The following is a 16503-nucleotide window of genomic DNA, read 5'->3' as shown; positions in this document are numbered from 1 at the left end:
AATAAAGTGTTTATGATTGTGTTATGGTAGATATAATTGTAATATTAGAAACAGCGTCAGCAAGTCATCATCGTGCTAGGCGCTTTTTTAGGAATTATTCTAGCCAATTACACTGAACAGTTACCCTATAATTGCCATGAGAATTTTACTTGTAAATTGCTGATATAATTAAACTTTTATTAATTTTAGAGGTTTTTGCAGTGATAAGTTAAGTACAGTTCTTTATGTCGAACACAGTGGTACATATTGTGGATATAACGATGAAGATGAGCTTAAAAAAGATAGCAAAAGCACTGTTAATGACGACGTTTAGTAGTGCCATGTTGATGAGCACGGCTCAAGCTAACAATCCGCCGCCAACTATCAAAGCTGATGCGCCCAATCGTTATATCGTTAAAGAAGGCGATACCTTATGGGATATTTCAGGTCGCTATCTAGACAGTCCTTGGCGCTGGGAAGAAATTTGGGCCACCAATAAGCAAATCAAAAATCCAAACCTTATCTACCCCAATGACGTTCTTATCCTTTGTGTGATTCAAGGAAAAACGCTGATTGGCGTTGATACTGGTGAAGGCTGTGCTGGCGTTGAAAAGCAGCTTACTGGAGGTGTAAGTACAAGTACGGTCGCGATTACCTCGACGGCCAATAGCATTCCTCCTATTCCGTGGTCAGCTATTCAGCATTGGCTTGATAAAACGCTTATCGTAAATCCCCAAGACTTTAATACCACGCCTTATATTTTAGCTTCTAAAAACCGTAACTTAATTACTGCGCGCGGTGATAAAGTTTATGCTAAAGGCGTACCGCTTATCGTAGGCCAGCGTTACGGCGTCTACCGTGAGGGTGAGCTATATGTAGACCCCAAAACGCAAGAAGTGATAGGCTTAGAAGTTACGCAGGTAGCGACGGGTCTCGTTACTTCTACAGAAAGTAATGGTGTGACTAGCTTGCAGCTTATCGATAGCTATGGCAAAGAAGTGCGTGAAGGGGATCGCGTCTTTGTAGAGTTAGACAACGCTATTCCTCCTGTTTTTTATCCAACGCCTGCAAGTGTCAGTCGCGGCGGTATGATCGTGCGTGTCATGGACTCTATCAGCTCGGCTGCGAAGGGTAGTGTGGTCGCCATTAACTTGGGTAGCTTGCAAGGTGCTAAGCCAGGTGATGTGCTGACGGTTTATCAAAAAGGACCTTTGGTACGTGATACTAAGGACAATGACACACCGGTACGTCTACCAAACGAGCCAAGTGGTATGGTGATGGTTTTTAATACCTTTGACCACATCAGCTATGCTTACGTACTTGACTCCGAGCTGCCACTTAATATTGGTGATCAGTTATTACCACCCCCTTATTTATAAATAGCTATAAGGCTATATTAAGCAATATATTAAACTAAATACTAATCTAAACTTGCCTATACGAGACAGATGACAATGACGGCAGTCACCTCTTCTTTATCCGACGATCAGCGCGCTATCTTAGCGCTGTGGTACGAGGTGAATGCGTCGTTATCTGCTTATCACAAACTGATCACTTCTTTCGGTTATCCGCAGCTTGCTTGGCAAGCCAAAGTAGAGGCATGGAAGCAGCTCGGTATTCATCATACCCATCTCAAACGTCATGAACAGCCAGAGCAAACACTCGCCAATATCGATAAGATTCAGCAAGCATTGATAGAGGGGCGTTATGGCTTGCTATTCGCTGATGACGCCGATTATCCTGCTCAACTCTCACAAATCTACGACCCGCCGCCCTTATTATTCTATCGTGGGAATAGCGCACGCCTACATCAAGCACAAATCGCTATAGTAGGTAGCCGAAAACCCACCGCGCATGCGCAAAAAATCACGTTTGATATGGCGCAGTACTTAGCGCAAGCAGGTTATATCGTTACTAGCGGTCTAGCTATGGGTGTAGATAAACGCGCACATTTAGGCGCGCTAGCTCAGGCAGACCCTGACTATCAGGGACGGACGGTTGGTGTAATGGGTACAGGGATCGATGTGAACTATCCCAATCATCGAGATCAGTTATTTACTCAAATTATTGAGCAAGGTGGCTGCATCATCAGTGAGCTACTACCACACACGCAGCCGCATAAACATACTTTTCCGCGTCGCAATCGTTTGGTAGCTGGGCTGAGTCTTGCGACCATTGTGACGGAAGCGACCATCAAAAGCGGCTCGCTTATAACAGCACGTCTCACGTCTGAACAAGGTAAACAGGTCTTTGCTATTCCCAGTCATATTGATAATAGTAATGCAGAGGGTTGCCATCATTTGATACGTGAAGGTGCGACCTTGATTTATCATCCGCAGCAAGTACTAGAAGACGTCAATGGTCAGCTTGATTACGATAAAGGCGCTTATAGAACAGCAAACGCTACCAACTCTAATAGCAATCACTCGAATGTCACTCAGACTTCCGATACGTTTGAGATAGAGAAAAACTCAATCAAATCTACTAGCCGGCAACCATCCTCTGAGATAAAACCTGCGCGCAGTACAGTCGTTGTGCCTGAGCATTTAACTGCAATCTATGAGCAGCTTGACTGGCATGGGCAAGATTTAGATGCGCTTATTAGTGCAACCAAGCTTGCACCGCCGCAGTTGATTGGTCAGCTAATGGAGCTTGAGTTAATGGGTCTTATCAGCGAACAAGGTGGACGATATTTGCGCGTTTAAAGTATTGTAAATATTCCCTATTAGACACTGGCATAGGTAGTGCTTAGTTATAGACTCTCCTAGACAATATCTCTCTTGTGGTATTATTAGAATTTACTTCTACGAACCATTTAAGTCATGAGCCAACCTACACCTCTTATTACTAATTCTGCCATCCAAGCTGCTAAGTGGCTAAAAGCAGGGCAACTGCTCGCATACCCCACAGAAAGCGTTTGGGGTATTGGTTGCGATCCTTATGACCAAGTGGCTGTTCAGCGTATTTTGGATATCAAACAACGTCCACAAGCCAAAGGTATGATAGTCGTCACTGATAGTGTCTCTCGCTTAGCCCCTTTACTAGCATCCTTAGACGAAGTGCAGCGCGCGCAGGTTATTGATAGTTGGCAGACAGATGATAGTAGAAATGAACAGCACAATCGCCAAGCACATACTTGGTTATTACCGATTCCTCAGTCGCTTGCAAGCACTGTGCCCATGTGGATTACGGGTCAGCATCAGACTATTGCTGTTCGAGTTATCTCGCATCCTACAGTTCGTCAGCTTTGCCAGCAGCTGGTCAGTGAGCAGAATCCATTTGGTCTATTGGTTTCTACAAGCTGCAACCGATCAGGACAAACGCCTGCTAGCACCTTTGAAGCCGCCTATGCTTATTTCGAAGAGCAAATTGGTTATTTGCAGGGTGATACATTGGGTTACACCTTACCTAGCCAAATTCGTGACGCAACGACAGGCTTGGTTATTCGTTAGTGGACAAGAAAGATGTAGACGTTTTTTTTGCTACCTGTTTGCCTTACTCAACATGTTTTCTATTGTATGAGCTACATTTTACAGTAGTGCTGGCACAAATACTGTTTATCACATACTGACGGTAGCCCTGAATAGGATTTAGGCAGTCATATGAAAAATAAATTAAATCAGCCAAGTCATAGTTTGAACGAAAGTTTGGCTGAATATCCAAAAATGAAGGTTACTAAGTTATTTTTATTCGTAGGAGCGCTGTATGAGCTCATTATCTTTCCATGGATAGCGACACTTCTTAGCCCAGATGACAGCATAGGTCTATTGTTCATACTGTTTTTTCCAGTTTATCTTATTGCAGGTGGCTTGTTTGCGATGCCAACTACATTAATGATGGGAAAGTGGCATTCGTATAAAGAAATATACATACAAGATGGGTGGTGGATAAGAACTTTTTTTATGGGAGTTCTTATTAATGCTTTATTTTTTGTTTGGTTTATATTTTCTAAATTTGGTTTGGTGATATGGTTCTCTATCAGTTTAACTGGAGGAGTAAGTGCCGTATTAGCAGGTATGTCAGCTTTGCCAGTATTAAAAGAAAATGTTGAAGACGTAGGCTGAGCCATTAAATAAAGAGCTGATCAAACTATTTCTGAAATATTATGATGCGTTTGGATGGTCAAGAAAGTTCGAAACGGGTTATAACAGCTATATTATTTCCATTCACAAATTGACCAACTTATGAGTTAAAACTAATGTTAGATAACAACAGCCACTATCCAAAAAATGGTGATATTTTTATTTTTAACTTTAGGTACGCTATATCAGTTGATCTTATTCCCTATTTTAGTATCACTGATAATGTGGAATAAGGATGTAGGTCTGGCATACGCTGTAGCCATACCTTTTTACCTTATTGCAGGTGTATTTCTTATTGGAATGCCTACATTATTGTGCGGTATATGGCTTGCTTCCAAACAAACATATAAGTCTAAAAGATGGTGGGTAAGAGTTTTTTTTGTTGGTTTTTCTATCAATGCCACATTTTTTATTGGTCAAGATGCTCGTACATGGTTGGCTATTAGCTTAGTAGGAGGTATAAGTGCTTTGATTGTGGGTATGTCCGCATTACCTAAACCTAAACAAAGTCTGCAATATTAGCCAAAAAATTAGGATACTTTTTTAATAAAAAAACTTCTATTTTTGACAGTAATTATCAAAGTGCAATGTTTGACCTCGTAAACCTTTCATTCCTCACCTTCCTTTACCAAAAGTATGTAAAAGTCGTTTTGATAAAAACCACAAAAAAGCAGACGATGGTTGTAACGGTCTGGTTTTTATTGAACGATAAGTACTTCAACAACAAATAATTTAACGATCAGTCATATTGGCGATATTTAAGGCATATAGGGAGTAGGGTATGAAGGTTTTGATTAGTGGCGGTTCAGGGTTTTTGGGAAGTGCGTTTAGTCGAGAGCTAATGGCACGATATCGCGCGCAGAATAAAGACGTGGCGATTACTTGGTTAACTCGTAATAGCGGTCAACCACATCCCGATGATATCAATATGATGACTTATGACGAGTTTGCGGTGTCTGATATGAGCTTTGATGTCATACTGAATTTAGCAGGCGCTGGGATTGCTGACTCTCGTTGGAGCGATGAGCGAAAAGAAGAGTTGATGGCGAGCCGTATCAAACCTACTCAGTCGATATTGGATTTTATCGCACGTGCTAGCACAAAACCCAAGTTACTGGTAAGCGGCTCAGCAATCGGTTGGTATGGTACGCAAGGCGACAAGCCACTGACTGAAAATAGCGATTATGAGACAGACTTTGCCCATACATTATGTGATGAATGGGAGCAGTTAGCACTTAAAGCGACCGATCATGATGTTCCTGTAGCTATTGTCAGAACAGGTGTGGTTATTCATCCTGAGGGCGGTATGGTGGCAAAATTGTTGCTACCGTTTAAATTTGGTGTCGGAGGGCAATTAGGTGATGGACAGCAAGTCATGAGCTGGATCAGTCGTGAAGATTGGGTCAATGCGGTCATCTTTATTATCAAGCAGCAGCTTAAACTTACTCAAGAATCAGACGTTAATCACATCGAAAGCTTAGCCCAAGACAGTACACCTATTAGTGACAGCACTATCAAGACTACAAACAGTACCGCAAATGATACACATACAGTCGTATATAACCTTACTGCTCCAAATCCTGTGACCAATCATACTTTTACCAAAGCACTTGGCTCATGGCTACATCGCCCCACGTTTTTTACTTTACCAGAGTTTTTGCTCAAGCTGATGTTTGGCGAAATGTCCACATTACTTATTGATGGTCAAAAGGTGCTTCCACAAGCGCTATCGGATGCAGGTTATTCGTTCAAACACTCGACACTGCAGCAAGCATTAGAAAATCAGAAATAGTTATATAGCAGTTGTTTCATGTGAAACATCACAAACTATCTTCTGATAATCACTTACTGAACCGTAGTTATGTCTAAGGGCAGTCCATGCGTTACGCATTTTTCTTCACCGTCTTTCTGTTATTGCAGTTATTTAGCTTAGGTACAGTATTGAGCATACAGTGGTGGCTCCAGCCTTGGATAACGCCAACATTACAGACAATGATATGGGCCAGTGTATTCATTATTACTAATGGCCTATTAGTATTGAGCGTAAAGAGAGCATTTGCCAACAGTTATCGCTGGGTTAGCGGCTGGATGCTAATCATGCATTTTATGATACTGACGGCGTTGGCAGTGAGTCTACTCTACGGAGGATATCTGCTAGTAGTTGCTTTATCAGGTAGTACGTTGCATCAATCGAATGAGATGACTATAGGGCTAAGAGTACTAGCACTATTCCTATTTATAGGACTATTTATTTATTCGTTATATAGTGCCTATGCTCCTGTTATACGCGAGCTGTCTATTAATATAGATAAGCCTTTAGCCAAGCCACTGCGTATTGCAGTCGCTAGTGACTTGCATATAGGCCGATTATTTGGTGTAAAAGCCATAGATAGATTGCAGCAACTTATAATTCGCTCTGGTGCAGATATGCTGCTGATGCCAGGGGATATTATGGATGATAATACAGAGGCCTTTAATGAATATCATATGGAGCAAAACCTAGCAGAATTGTGCAATAGTCTACCAGGTGGTGTCTATGCGACATTGGGCAATCATGATTTATATGGTCACGAGCGACCTATTAGCGAAGCGCTGCAAAATGCAGGTATACAACTGTTGAACGATGAGGTGCTCTGTATCCAGCACGAGGGTCAACCAGTATGGTTAGTTGGACGTTTTGATAATCATAAACGTCAACGTGTAGCAACTACCGATCTGCTTGCGCAAGTAGATACATCGCAGCCAGTGATATTGTTAGACCATAGACCGAGTGATATAGATAATCACAGTCAATTACCTATAGATTTACAAGTCTCGGGACATACCCACAACGGTCAAGTATTCCCCGCTAATTTCATCGTAAATGCTATTAATCGAATAGGTTATGGCTATGAGCAGATTGGTAAAGGACACTTTGTCGTGTCCTCTGGCTATGGATTTTGGGGCATTCCCTTTCGATTGGGATCGCGCTCAGAGATTTGGTTAATTACACTATCTGGCGATACAAATTAATTAGTTATACAAATCAATAATTGGCTGGCTAACTAAACAACTAACTAACTAACTAACTAACGGTCTATGCAGCTAACTGGGATTGTGTACTGACGATTTCACGTACAAAGCTGCTAAAGCCATGAATAATATTGCTTGTCTCTTGTCCAAGACCTTGATGAACACTCATAAAGTGAATAAAGCCGTGCGGTGCACCAAGCACAGTATAGGTCTCTACAGCAACGCCGTAACCTTTTAGCTGCTTTGCATAAGCAAATGCCTCATCACGTAATACATCGAGCTCAGAAGCTACAATGTAAGTTGGGCAAACTTTACTATTATCACCCAACATAGGTGAGTTCAGTATGTGTAAGCGAGGCAGCGGACTATTCTCTAGGCAAGCAGCATCAAATACTGCTACATCAGCATGATCTAATAGTAGACCCTCACCATATAACTCCCAACTTGGATAGTCTGTCTCAATATCAGTGACTGGATACAAAGGCATCTGCGCTAGAGGTTCGGGTAGTTTTTCTAATAGATTAAACATTTTCTGACCTTCTATCCCTAGGTCTGCCCATGCGCTTTTACTCGGTGCGGTCAACTGCTGCGCAATCAAAGTTGATAAACCACCACCTGCGCTATCACCAGCCAAGACTATACGAGAGGGTAATGCGCCCAATGTTTGACAGTGTTCAACCAACCAATCATACGCAGTAATACAGTCTTTTAATGCTGCTGGAGCAGGACATTCAGGCGCTAAGCGATAATCGACACTAACCACAGACCAGCCAGTCTGCTCACATACCGCATGACAGAACTCATGATGTGTATCGACATCACCAATGCAGAACCCGCCACCATGAAAAAACAGCATGACTGTTTCATCAGGATTATGGATACGTTTTCTTCTAAAACCAGATTTTTTGCCACCGGCTTTATAACAACGGACAGTCATGTCGCCATCATCTGCATTGGCAATCGTTTCATCTTTCCAACTAACAGGTGAATCATTTTTTTTAGTGAAGGGCTTTATATTGCTTAGCATAGTCGTATTGGCTTGCTGCCATACTCTAGGTGACTGCATGGCTACCGCATCAGCAGTAAATCTCTCACGCAACTCCGGCATTGGAGTTAGTTCTAACGGTGTTTTGAGGTAGCTATTTACTGCAAGGATGAGACGCAGGTGAGCGTTTGCATGCAGATATTGTTTTGAATTAGGGCCTTTAAGGTATCCTATCACCCCTTCTAAAATAGGGTCTGGTAAGTAACCGAGACTTTTCATTGCATAGTGCAATGTATGCGGTTGGTAGTTTGCCACAGGGTTACAAGCAAGTATTTTCTCTTTAACGCTCAGACGTTTTTCTAATGATTCATACGCTTGCACATCTTGATTTGATGACTCTTTTGACGCTGGATGTTCTTTTGACGCTAGGTGCAATGTCATCAATGCTTTATTAAGCAAAGTATTGATAGATAAATTTTTTGTATTAGACATAACAGCTCTCATAAATGATTTTTAGCGTGCATTTGAGTGTAGGCGATAATATTTATAGCAATGATAAAATAGCTAGCAGAGTAATAGCGTGTCGTTTGGTAGTAGCTTGATTAATAAGCGTAAAGCAATTGGAATAAATAGCGGTTTTTTGTTCTTTTTGTGAGCAAATATTGAGATTTATTGACAAGGAACAAAAACGTTAGATGCATCTCTTTAATCAGACTTCACTAATATTTGTCATAAATAGTAAAAATTCCTTTGCTTTAGGCTTGAAATTTGTCCTTATCACCTTTATCAAGCAGCTATTAAAGCGTATTAAAAAAACAATGAGTTAGAAACATCGAGCATTTAATAATGGCATAGTAGGACCAGTAATTATTCGGTCTACTATGCCGTCTCTTAATCTTCATTATTGAAATTCCAAGGAGCTATCATGAGCGAGCAAAACCCGAACCACGAAAATCTTGACCAAAATGTGGCACATGAGAATATTGATCACAATGACAGTATCTTAGAAGAAACCATGAAAGAGTTTGATCCACAGAATAATTCAGGTGAAGAAACGACTATCGAAAACGAAATCAACCTTGATACTTTCAAAGCGCGTATTGCTGAGCTAGAAGGCGAAGTAAAACAAGCCAAAGAAGGTACTGCACGCGCTAATGCTGAAGCTTACAATGCGCAAAAACGCATGGAGCAAGAAGCGGATAAGAGCAAAAAATTTGCACTACAGAAATTTGCTAAAGAATTGTTAGACATCGTTGACAACTTAGAGCGCGCTATCGAAAATGCCGATGCCAATGATCCAGTCGCTGAGGGTGTGCAATTAACGCACAAAGCATTGGTTGCAGTATTGACCAAAAACGGCGTAGAAGTGGTCGATCCACAAGGCGAAAAATTCAACGCTGACTTCCATGAAGCAGTGGGTATTGACCCAGAAGCAGCGGCAGATACAGTTGGTACGGTCTTACAAAAAGGCTATAGCCTAAACGGTCGTCTATTGCGTCCGGCCATGGTTCGTGTTGGTCAGTAATATTTTTAGGGCTAAACCCTACTAATATGAAGGTTTTTCACAAAAAATGACATGAAACACAGTTTTTGCGTGATTATCACCTTGAAAAATACGACGGGTAAACCGATATATAGCAACAAGTGACCGACTACGGTCTGGATAAATAAGTATTTATAGTTAAAAACAAATTAGGAGCAATTGATTATGGGTAAAGTAATTGGTATTGATTTAGGTACTACTAACTCGTGTGTAGCAGTAATGGAAGGTGACAAAGTTAAAGTCATCGAAAATGCTGAAGGTACTCGTACAACACCATCAATCGTCGCTTATAAAGATGACGAAACGCTTGTTGGTCAGTCAGCTAAGCGTCAAGCAGTAACCAACCCAAGCAACACTTTGTTTGCGATTAAGCGTTTGATCGGTCGTCGTTTTGATGACAAAGTCGTGCAAAAAGATATCGGCATGGTTCCTTACAAAATCGCTAAAGCAGACAACGGCGATGCATGGGTAGAAATCAACGGTAAAAAGCTTGCGCCACCACAGGTTTCTGCTGAAATCTTGAAAAAAATGAAAAAAACAGCAGAAGATTATCTTGGTGAAAGCGTGACAGAAGCAGTTGTAACTGTACCTGCTTACTTCAATGACTCACAGCGTCAAGCAACTAAAGATGCGGGTAAAATCGCTGGTCTAGATGTAAAACGTATCATCAATGAGCCAACTGCTGCTGCACTTGCTTATGGTATGGACAAGAAGCAGGGCGATAGCACTGTTGCTGTATATGACTTGGGCGGTGGTACTTTCGATATCTCAATCATCGAAATCGCAGACGTAGACGGCGAGCAACAATTCGAAGTACTAGCGACCAATGGTGATACTTTCCTAGGTGGTGAAGACTTTGACTCAGCATTGATTGATTTCTTAGTTGCTGAATTTAAAAAAGAGCAAGACGTGAACCTAAAAGGTGACTCTCTTGCGATGCAGCGTCTAAAAGAAGCGGCAGAAAAAGCGAAGATTGAGCTATCAAGTGCACAAAGCACTGAAGTAAACTTGCCATACATCACTGCTGATAGCAGTGGTCCTAAGCATTTAGTCGTTACTATCAGCCGCTCGAAACTAGAGAGCCTAACTGAAGAATTGGTACAACGTACAATGGGTCCTTGTAAGACTGCACTTGAAGATGCTGGCCTAAAAATTGGCGACATCAACGATGTAATTTTGGTCGGTGGTCAGACTCGTATGCCACTAGTACAGCAAAAAGTACAAGACTTCTTCGGTCAAGAGCCACGTAAAGACGTGAACCCTGATGAAGCAGTTGCAGCTGGTGCAGCGATTCAAGGTGCCGTATTGTCTGGTGACAAAACTGACGTATTGCTACTTGATGTAACGCCATTGACCCTAGGTATCGAAACGATGGGCGGTGTCATGACGCCAGTTATCGAGAAAAACACCATGATTCCTACTAAGAAATCACAGGTATTCTCAACGGCTGAAGACAATCAGCCAGCAGTAACGATTCAGGTATATCAAGGTGAGCGTAAAATCGCTAACCAAAACAAAATGCTTGGTCGTTTTGACTTGACGGACATTCCACCAGCACCACGTGGCCTACCGCAAATCGAAGTATCTTTTGACATCAATGCTGATGGTATCATGAACATCTCTGCAACTGACAAAGGTACTGGTAAAGCACAAAGCATCCAGATCAAAGCGGATTCTGGCTTGTCGGACGAAGAAGTCGAACAAATGGTTCGTGATGCAGAAGCCAATGCTGCTGAAGATGAGAAGTTCGCTAACCTAGCGCAAGTTCGTAACGAAGCAGATGGTCGTATCCATGCGGTACAAAAAGCGCTGAAAGAAGCAGAAGATAAAGTGACTGATGAAGAAAAATCAACAGTAGAATCTGCCATCACTGAGCTTGAAGCGGCGGCGAAAGAAGACGATCATGACGAAATCAAAGCTAAGCTTGAAGCATTAGACAATGCATTCTTGCCAATCAGCCAAAAAATCTACGCTGATAGCGGCGCTGGCGCAGAAGGCATGGATCCAAGCCAGTTCCAACAAGGTGCTGACGATGCTGGTAGCAACAAAGCTGATGACGATGTCGTTGATGCTGAGTTCACTGAAGTAGACGAAGACAAAAAATAATACCAAATCCAAAAATGCGATTAGCTACGTCAAACTCGCTTAGTCTACTTGATGTAGTACTTACGCTTGTTTTCCTTGCTACTCAAGTTTTTGAAAATGGTATAGTCGATACAAATCGATAACTAGTTAAATTAAAAAACGCATCCTTCGGGGTGCGTTTTTTTATGGCTGTTTTTCTATCAGCTACTATTCCTGCTAGCTATTATTTTTCTTAATAAGATGCGTGCTTATGGTTTAAACGCGCTCACTATGAGCACTTCATAGGTTAAATTAACCATGAGCTGTCCTGTTTCGTCCTTTTCTGAGAATTGCTGCCAATAGTCTGACTCAAATTGTTGTAGACGCGATTTTGTCCATACAAAGGTTTGGCTATCCTCTGATTTAACTTGCGTTTGATTGGTCGATACGCCGGTGAGTTTCATATGCTTTAAGATAGCGTAGGGGGTAGGAAATGGTAAATCAAAGCGCTGAATTAAGAGTTCAATATTCTCAAAGCCAGCACTATCTAATGCCAATTGCCATTCGTCAATATCTGGGTAGTGAAGTCCTTGGCCAGTAAGAGTCTTAATTTGCAAAAAGTTATTTGGCATAAAAGTACTAAAGAGCAGCTGACCTCCTGATTTTAACCGCTGCGCTGATTGTGTGATGAAACTCAACGGACTATCAAACCATTGCACGGCATTGGCACTAACTATCAAACTATGATTTTCTGCTAAATCTATGGTTTCAGCATCACCGATAATGATCTCAGCAGTTGGCAGTATTGACTGCAATGTAGCACTCTGCTCATTACATAACTCATTGATGAGCCAGTGCTCGCTCTGTATATGCTCAGCGAGTAGGCGCGTCATTTGACCTGTACCTGCACCCACTTCCAACACACTACTTTGCTTGGTATGAGCGATACTGTCTAATAAGTACTGACAAACGATCTGCTGGACATTGGCATGCTGGTCATAATCGCTTGCATTAGCAAAGTGGCGAGCGATGGTTTGTTTTCTAACACTGAGGTCGTCAGCTGTGTCGAATGTTGTCATAGGCTTCATTATATCCAAGTGCGCCAGTTATCTATCAATAGTAGAAATAAAGTTTGTGTCAAACGATAAAGTTACAACTGCCGTATCAATCGCTCGCAGTCTTCGTTAGTCAGTTTGGCATTCATAACTAGGCGAATACGAGCAGTATTCGTAGGCACAGTAGGCGGCCTGATAGGCAGCGCGTAAAATCCAGCGGCTTGCAACTGTTGCGCTTTGGCAAGAGTACTCGCATTATCGCCTAATATATAAGGAATAATAGGAGATTGATAATCTATATCTTGCAAAGTTGGCGATACACGGTGCCGTGGGTTAATGGCTTGGCTAAGCGTGATAGACAACTGTGCTAGATGCGCACGTTGGTCAGTTAAGGTCGGCATCTTTGCTAAGATAAATCGTGTCCATGCGTGATTGATAGGAGGGAGTGCAGTACTAAAAATCAGTGGACGCATGGCATTGATCAGCCATTGTTTGACGAATGCATCACACATGATATAAGCACCCATTGAAGCAAATGCTTTACCAAAGGTACCCACCAAGTAGTCAATATCCGCCAAGGTATGCGTTTCTTCCGCCAACCCTAGACCTGTATCGCCAAGCACTCCAACAGCATGTGCTTCATCGATATATAGCTCAATACGAGCATCTTTGGATTTTAGTTGTACTAGTTGAAGTAAGTCAGCACGGTCACCATCCATACTAAATATACTCTCGGTGACAATAATGATGCGTTCGACCGTCTCGTCTGCTTGTTCAATAAACTTGGCCAAATGTTCGTAATCGTTATGACGGTAACGACGATAGGTGACAAGTTTGCTTTGGCTCAAGCGCATCCCATCGATAATGCTGGCATGTACTAGCTTGTCAGCCAGAATGAGTGTTTTGACTGGCAAAGTTGTTAATGCTGGCAAGATACCTAGGTTGGCGTGGTAGCCACTGTTCAACACCAGCACCGACTTGGAGTTGGTTGAACTCTGTTTCTCTATGGCGCTTTGATACCAGCTTTGTAGTTCTTCTTCTAGAGCTTCTAACTGTATATCGTTGCCTGTTAATAGGCGTGAGGAAGTGGCACTCATTTTAGGAGTGTGCGTAGTAGATAGCTGTCCCACTTGAGTAAGAAACTCAGCTTGCATCTCGGTATCGCCGCCTAAACCCAAATAATCATTACTCGCGATATTAAGTAAAGCTTTACCTGCATTAACGACGTATCGGCCATCGTGCTGCAGATCTGGTAATTGACGATACTGCTGCTTTGCTTTTAAGTCTGCAAGTGCGCTTTGCACACGCTCAGTGATAGAATTTTGCATTTCTTCTCTCTAATTATTGTTATATCAGCCATGTTTAGCTGACTTAGCTAGCAAGAAAACTGTGAAATGAGTACGGATTATTGCATAAACTGGGTGGATGTAACAAAAAGTTTCATATCTAGGCCTTTGTAACCCAACCACTGATAAACGCTTTCAAATCTTAACTCTCATACCATTAAACACTGACAGAGTGTCTGAAATAGTTTGTTACTATGTATTCATCGTTAGCAGACAAGGCGATAGGGCCACAAGGCCAATATAAATAAATAACTTGTTTGTCCAAATTTCTTTCAAGGAGCTAATAATGAAAACTCTACAAAAAACAATACTTGCACTAGCAACTGGTTCTTTACTTTCTGTAGGTGCACAAGCTGCTGTTAACTATGGCAACGGCTACACAGGTCAGCCATATGTTGCTGCTAAAGTTGGTCAGTTTGATCTAGATGTTGATGGTGCTGATGACCCAACTGCATACGGTGTAACTGCTGGTTATAACTTTGATCCTAACTTTGGTATCGAAGCAGAATACGTAGGTTCAGATGATGCTGACTATAGAGGCGGCGACATCGATGCTAAGACATACGGCGCTTATGGTACTTACCGTTATGCATTCCCAAATAGCGGCTTATACGCAAAAGGTAAGCTAGGTGTTGCAAAAACTGAAGTAGAAGCTAACAATACTAACTTTGCTGGCGCTTCTGATTTCTCAGACGACGATACTAACATCGCTGGTGGTGTAGGTCTTGGTTACGCAGTAAACTCTGATTTCAGTGTTGAAGCTGAATACGACATGCTAGGTAGCGACGCTGATCTTATGACTGTTGGCGCACAGCTAAAATTCTAATGACTTAGAAAATAAGCTTTTAGCTAAACAGCTATAATAAAGAAACGATCACTTTAAGTGGTCGTTTTTTTTGCTTAAAATTTATGTTGAGGCCTTTAAGTTAGTAATTTATAAGCACCTAATAAGTAATATATCATTATCGTTAAAGCGTTGTTATCCTTAAAAATGTGCTACATTAAAAACTGGAATGATAAAGATAGGAATGGTGGCCAGGATGGAGATACTTTGGATGATTGAACCTTGGCATTGGTTAGTATTAGGCTTCTTGTTACTAATCGTTGAGATGTTTGTACCGACGTTTGCCAGTCTGTGGTTTGGTGCCGCTGCCATCATCGTTGCAGCGCTATCATGGCTGTTGCCTATTTCTGTCTCTGTTCAGATTATCGTCTGGTTAGTGCTCTCTGCTGTGTTTTTGCTAGCTTGGTTTAAGTTTATCAAACCGTTGTCAGTAGATCGTACAAAAGCTGGGCTAGGCGGTAGTGTCATAGTTGGTGAGGTCGGAATGATTATCGTGTCACCGCAGCTAGATAAAGCTGGCACGGTTAGATTTAGTGTTCCTATCGTTGGTGCGGCTGAATGGATGTGCCGTACGAGAGGGGAGCAGGTGGCAATCGGCGATAGAGTGGTAGTGACGGATATCGTGGGTAACGAGCTGATTGTGAGCAGTACAAAAGCGCAGGCAGCGATGCATAAAAGTATGCAGGTATAATAATAAGGGATGAGTTATGGAAAGCTTTAGTATTGTCATGGTGGTATTGATTGCACTGGTGGTATTCACCGTGTTTAAAGGCGTACGTATTGTACCGCAAGGTTATAAATGGGTAGTGCAGAGACTGGGCAAATATAGCCAAACGCTAGAGCCTGGACTCAACCTCATCATCCCTTATGTAGATGATGTGGCTTATAAGGTAACGACCAAAGACATCGTACTTGATATTCCGTCACAAGAAGTCATTACTCGTGACAACGTCGTTATCATTGCAAACGCTGTCGCTTATATTAATATCGTGCGTCCTGATAAGGCGGTCTATGGTATTGAAGATTATGAGTACGGTATCCGTAATCTAGTACAGACGTCATTGCGTTCGATCATTGGTGAGATGGATCTTGATAGTGCATTGTCCAGTCGCGACGAGATCAAAACCAAGCTAAAACATGCAATTTCAGAAGATATCGCAGATTGGGGTATTACCCTTAAGACGGTAGAGATTCAAGATATTAACCCTTCGCAGACCATGCAAGCGTCCATGGAAGAGCAAGCAGCGGCAGAGCGTTTACGCCGTGCAACTGTGACCCGTGCTGATGGTCAAAAGCAAGCTGCTATCTTAGAAGCGGATGGTCGCTTGGAAGCTTCACGCCGTGATGCTGAAGCGCAGGTAGTACTAGCCAGAGGTTCTGAAGAGTCGATTCGTTTGATTACTAGTGCGATGGGCGAGGAAGAGATGCCGATCGTATACTTGCTGGGTGAGCAATATATCAAAGCGATACGAGAGTTGGCTGAATCTGACAACTCTAAAATGGTGGTACTACCAGCAGATATCTTAAGCACTGTAAAAGGTATGGTCGGTGATAAATTAAAAGTGTAAAAAGTCATAGCAATATTAAAAAAAG

General features: G+C 42.1%; 15 protein-coding genes. 12 read left to right on the top strand and 3 right to left on the bottom strand.

Features of this window, described 5'->3' with window-relative positions; all coding sequences use genetic code 11:
* The first annotated feature begins 260 nt into the window (after positions 1 to 260).
* From ACS8FA_RS14960 to ACS8FA_RS14930, 7 genes are all read left to right on the top strand, one after another.
* Entirely contained in the window at positions 261 to 1358 is a 1098-nt protein-coding gene (locus ACS8FA_RS14960; protein ID WP_439264722.1) for a LysM peptidoglycan-binding domain-containing protein, read from the top strand.
* A 75-nt stretch (positions 1359 to 1433) separates the two neighbouring features.
* Complete coding sequence (gene dprA / locus ACS8FA_RS14955; RefSeq protein WP_439264724.1) at positions 1434 to 2684, top strand: DNA-processing protein DprA; 1251 nt, start codon at positions 1434 to 1436, stop codon at positions 2682 to 2684.
* 117 nt (positions 2685 to 2801) lie between these two features.
* The gene (locus tag ACS8FA_RS14950) at positions 2802 to 3431 is read left to right on the top strand and encodes an L-threonylcarbamoyladenylate synthase (RefSeq protein ID WP_439264662.1); all 630 of its coding nucleotides are present in this window, start codon (positions 2802 to 2804) and stop codon (positions 3429 to 3431) included.
* Between the two features lie 150 nt (positions 3432 to 3581).
* Entirely contained in the window at positions 3582 to 4043 is a 462-nt protein-coding gene (locus tag ACS8FA_RS14945; protein ID WP_102091091.1) for a hypothetical protein, read from the top strand.
* Positions 4044 to 4208: 165 nt separating this feature from the next.
* Entirely contained in the window at positions 4209 to 4583 is a 375-nt protein-coding gene (locus tag ACS8FA_RS14940) for a hypothetical protein (RefSeq protein WP_102091090.1), read from the top strand.
* Positions 4584 to 4842: 259 nt separating this feature from the next.
* A complete protein-coding gene (locus ACS8FA_RS14935) occupies positions 4843 to 5853 on the top strand; it encodes a TIGR01777 family oxidoreductase (RefSeq protein WP_439264664.1) in 1011 nt (336 codons plus the stop codon).
* 86 nt (positions 5854 to 5939) lie between these two features.
* Entirely contained in the window at positions 5940 to 7073 is a 1134-nt protein-coding gene (locus tag ACS8FA_RS14930; protein ID WP_439264666.1) for a metallophosphoesterase, read from the top strand.
* Positions 7074 to 7137: 64 nt separating this feature from the next.
* Here ACS8FA_RS14930 and ACS8FA_RS14925 read toward each other — a convergent pair whose 3' ends face one another.
* Positions 7138 to 8550 (bottom strand): alpha/beta hydrolase, encoded by a 1413-nt coding sequence (locus ACS8FA_RS14925; RefSeq protein WP_439264668.1) that lies wholly within the window; start codon positions 8548 to 8550, stop codon positions 7138 to 7140.
* 433 nt (positions 8551 to 8983) lie between these two features.
* Here ACS8FA_RS14925 and grpE point away from each other — a divergent pair, with 433 nt between their 5' ends.
* Both grpE and dnaK read left to right on the top strand, forming a co-directional pair.
* Positions 8984 to 9583, top strand: coding sequence for a nucleotide exchange factor GrpE (gene grpE, locus ACS8FA_RS14920; RefSeq protein WP_057762215.1), 600 nt, complete (start codon positions 8984 to 8986; stop codon positions 9581 to 9583).
* A 183-nt stretch (positions 9584 to 9766) separates the two neighbouring features.
* On the top strand, positions 9767 to 11707 hold the full coding sequence (gene dnaK, locus ACS8FA_RS14915) for a molecular chaperone DnaK (protein WP_057762214.1): 1941 nt from the start codon (positions 9767 to 9769) through the stop codon (positions 11705 to 11707).
* 227 nt (positions 11708 to 11934) lie between these two features.
* On the opposite strand, the gene ACS8FA_RS14910 is transcribed toward dnaK, so the two are convergent.
* Both ACS8FA_RS14910 and ACS8FA_RS14905 read right to left on the bottom strand, forming a co-directional pair.
* Positions 11935 to 12744: a methyltransferase domain-containing protein gene (locus ACS8FA_RS14910; RefSeq protein WP_439264671.1), complete on the bottom strand. Its 810-nt coding sequence runs from the start codon at positions 12742 to 12744 to the stop codon at positions 11935 to 11937.
* Positions 12745 to 12815: 71 nt separating this feature from the next.
* A complete protein-coding gene (locus ACS8FA_RS14905) occupies positions 12816 to 14048 on the bottom strand; it encodes an 8-amino-7-oxononanoate synthase (RefSeq protein ID WP_439264673.1) in 1233 nt (410 codons plus the stop codon).
* 304 nt (positions 14049 to 14352) lie between these two features.
* Between ACS8FA_RS14905 and ACS8FA_RS14900 the strand changes: the two genes are divergently transcribed.
* The 3 genes from ACS8FA_RS14900 (at position 14353) to ACS8FA_RS14890 (ending at position 16478) form a co-directional block, all read left to right on the top strand.
* On the top strand, positions 14353 to 14892 hold the full coding sequence (locus ACS8FA_RS14900; protein WP_201547565.1) for a porin family protein: 540 nt from the start codon (positions 14353 to 14355) through the stop codon (positions 14890 to 14892).
* A 214-nt stretch (positions 14893 to 15106) separates the two neighbouring features.
* On the top strand, positions 15107 to 15601 hold the full coding sequence (locus ACS8FA_RS14895) for an NfeD family protein (protein WP_227511172.1): 495 nt from the start codon (positions 15107 to 15109) through the stop codon (positions 15599 to 15601).
* Between the two features lie 16 nt (positions 15602 to 15617).
* On the top strand, positions 15618 to 16478 hold the full coding sequence (locus ACS8FA_RS14890) for an SPFH domain-containing protein (protein WP_057762202.1): 861 nt from the start codon (positions 15618 to 15620) through the stop codon (positions 16476 to 16478).
* The last annotated feature ends 25 nt before the right edge of the window (positions 16479 to 16503 follow it).

Origin of the sequence: Psychrobacter sp. 1Y1, assembly GCF_051847395.2 — a bacterium.
Lineage (GTDB): Bacteria > Pseudomonadota > Gammaproteobacteria > Pseudomonadales > Moraxellaceae > Psychrobacter.
The sequence above is the reverse complement of the archived record's forward strand: the minus strand, read 5'-3'. Positions and strand labels throughout refer to the sequence as shown.

What these genes read in the sequence shown, in the direction of transcription:
- dprA (WP_439264724.1), top strand. Translation starts at nt 1,434, where the DNA reads ATGACGGCAGTCACCTCTTCTTTATCCGACGATCAGCGCGCTATCTTA.
- ACS8FA_RS14945 (WP_102091091.1), top strand. Translation starts at nt 3,582, where the DNA reads ATGAAAAATAAATTAAATCAGCCAAGTCATAGTTTGAACGAAAGTTTG.
- ACS8FA_RS14890 (WP_057762202.1), top strand. Translation starts at nt 15,618, where the DNA reads ATGGAAAGCTTTAGTATTGTCATGGTGGTATTGATTGCACTGGTGGTA.
- ACS8FA_RS14935 (WP_439264664.1), top strand. Translation starts at nt 4,843, where the DNA reads ATGAAGGTTTTGATTAGTGGCGGTTCAGGGTTTTTGGGAAGTGCGTTT.
- ACS8FA_RS14895 (WP_227511172.1), top strand. Translation starts at nt 15,107, where the DNA reads ATGGAGATACTTTGGATGATTGAACCTTGGCATTGGTTAGTATTAGGC.
- ACS8FA_RS14910 (WP_439264671.1), bottom strand. Translation starts at nt 12,744, where the DNA reads ATGACAACATTCGACACAGCTGACGACCTCAGTGTTAGAAAACAAACC.
- ACS8FA_RS14930 (WP_439264666.1), top strand. Translation starts at nt 5,940, where the DNA reads ATGCGTTACGCATTTTTCTTCACCGTCTTTCTGTTATTGCAGTTATTT.
- ACS8FA_RS14960 (WP_439264722.1), top strand. Translation starts at nt 261, where the DNA reads ATGAAGATGAGCTTAAAAAAGATAGCAAAAGCACTGTTAATGACGACG.
- ACS8FA_RS14950 (WP_439264662.1), top strand. Translation starts at nt 2,802, where the DNA reads ATGAGCCAACCTACACCTCTTATTACTAATTCTGCCATCCAAGCTGCT.
- ACS8FA_RS14905 (WP_439264673.1), bottom strand. Translation starts at nt 14,048, where the DNA reads ATGCAAAATTCTATCACTGAGCGTGTGCAAAGCGCACTTGCAGACTTA.
- grpE (WP_057762215.1), top strand. Translation starts at nt 8,984, where the DNA reads ATGAGCGAGCAAAACCCGAACCACGAAAATCTTGACCAAAATGTGGCA.
- dnaK (WP_057762214.1), top strand. Translation starts at nt 9,767, where the DNA reads ATGGGTAAAGTAATTGGTATTGATTTAGGTACTACTAACTCGTGTGTA.
- ACS8FA_RS14900 (WP_201547565.1), top strand. Translation starts at nt 14,353, where the DNA reads ATGAAAACTCTACAAAAAACAATACTTGCACTAGCAACTGGTTCTTTA.
- ACS8FA_RS14940 (WP_102091090.1), top strand. Translation starts at nt 4,209, where the DNA reads ATGGTGATATTTTTATTTTTAACTTTAGGTACGCTATATCAGTTGATC.
- ACS8FA_RS14925 (WP_439264668.1), bottom strand. Translation starts at nt 8,550, where the DNA reads ATGTCTAATACAAAAAATTTATCTATCAATACTTTGCTTAATAAAGCA.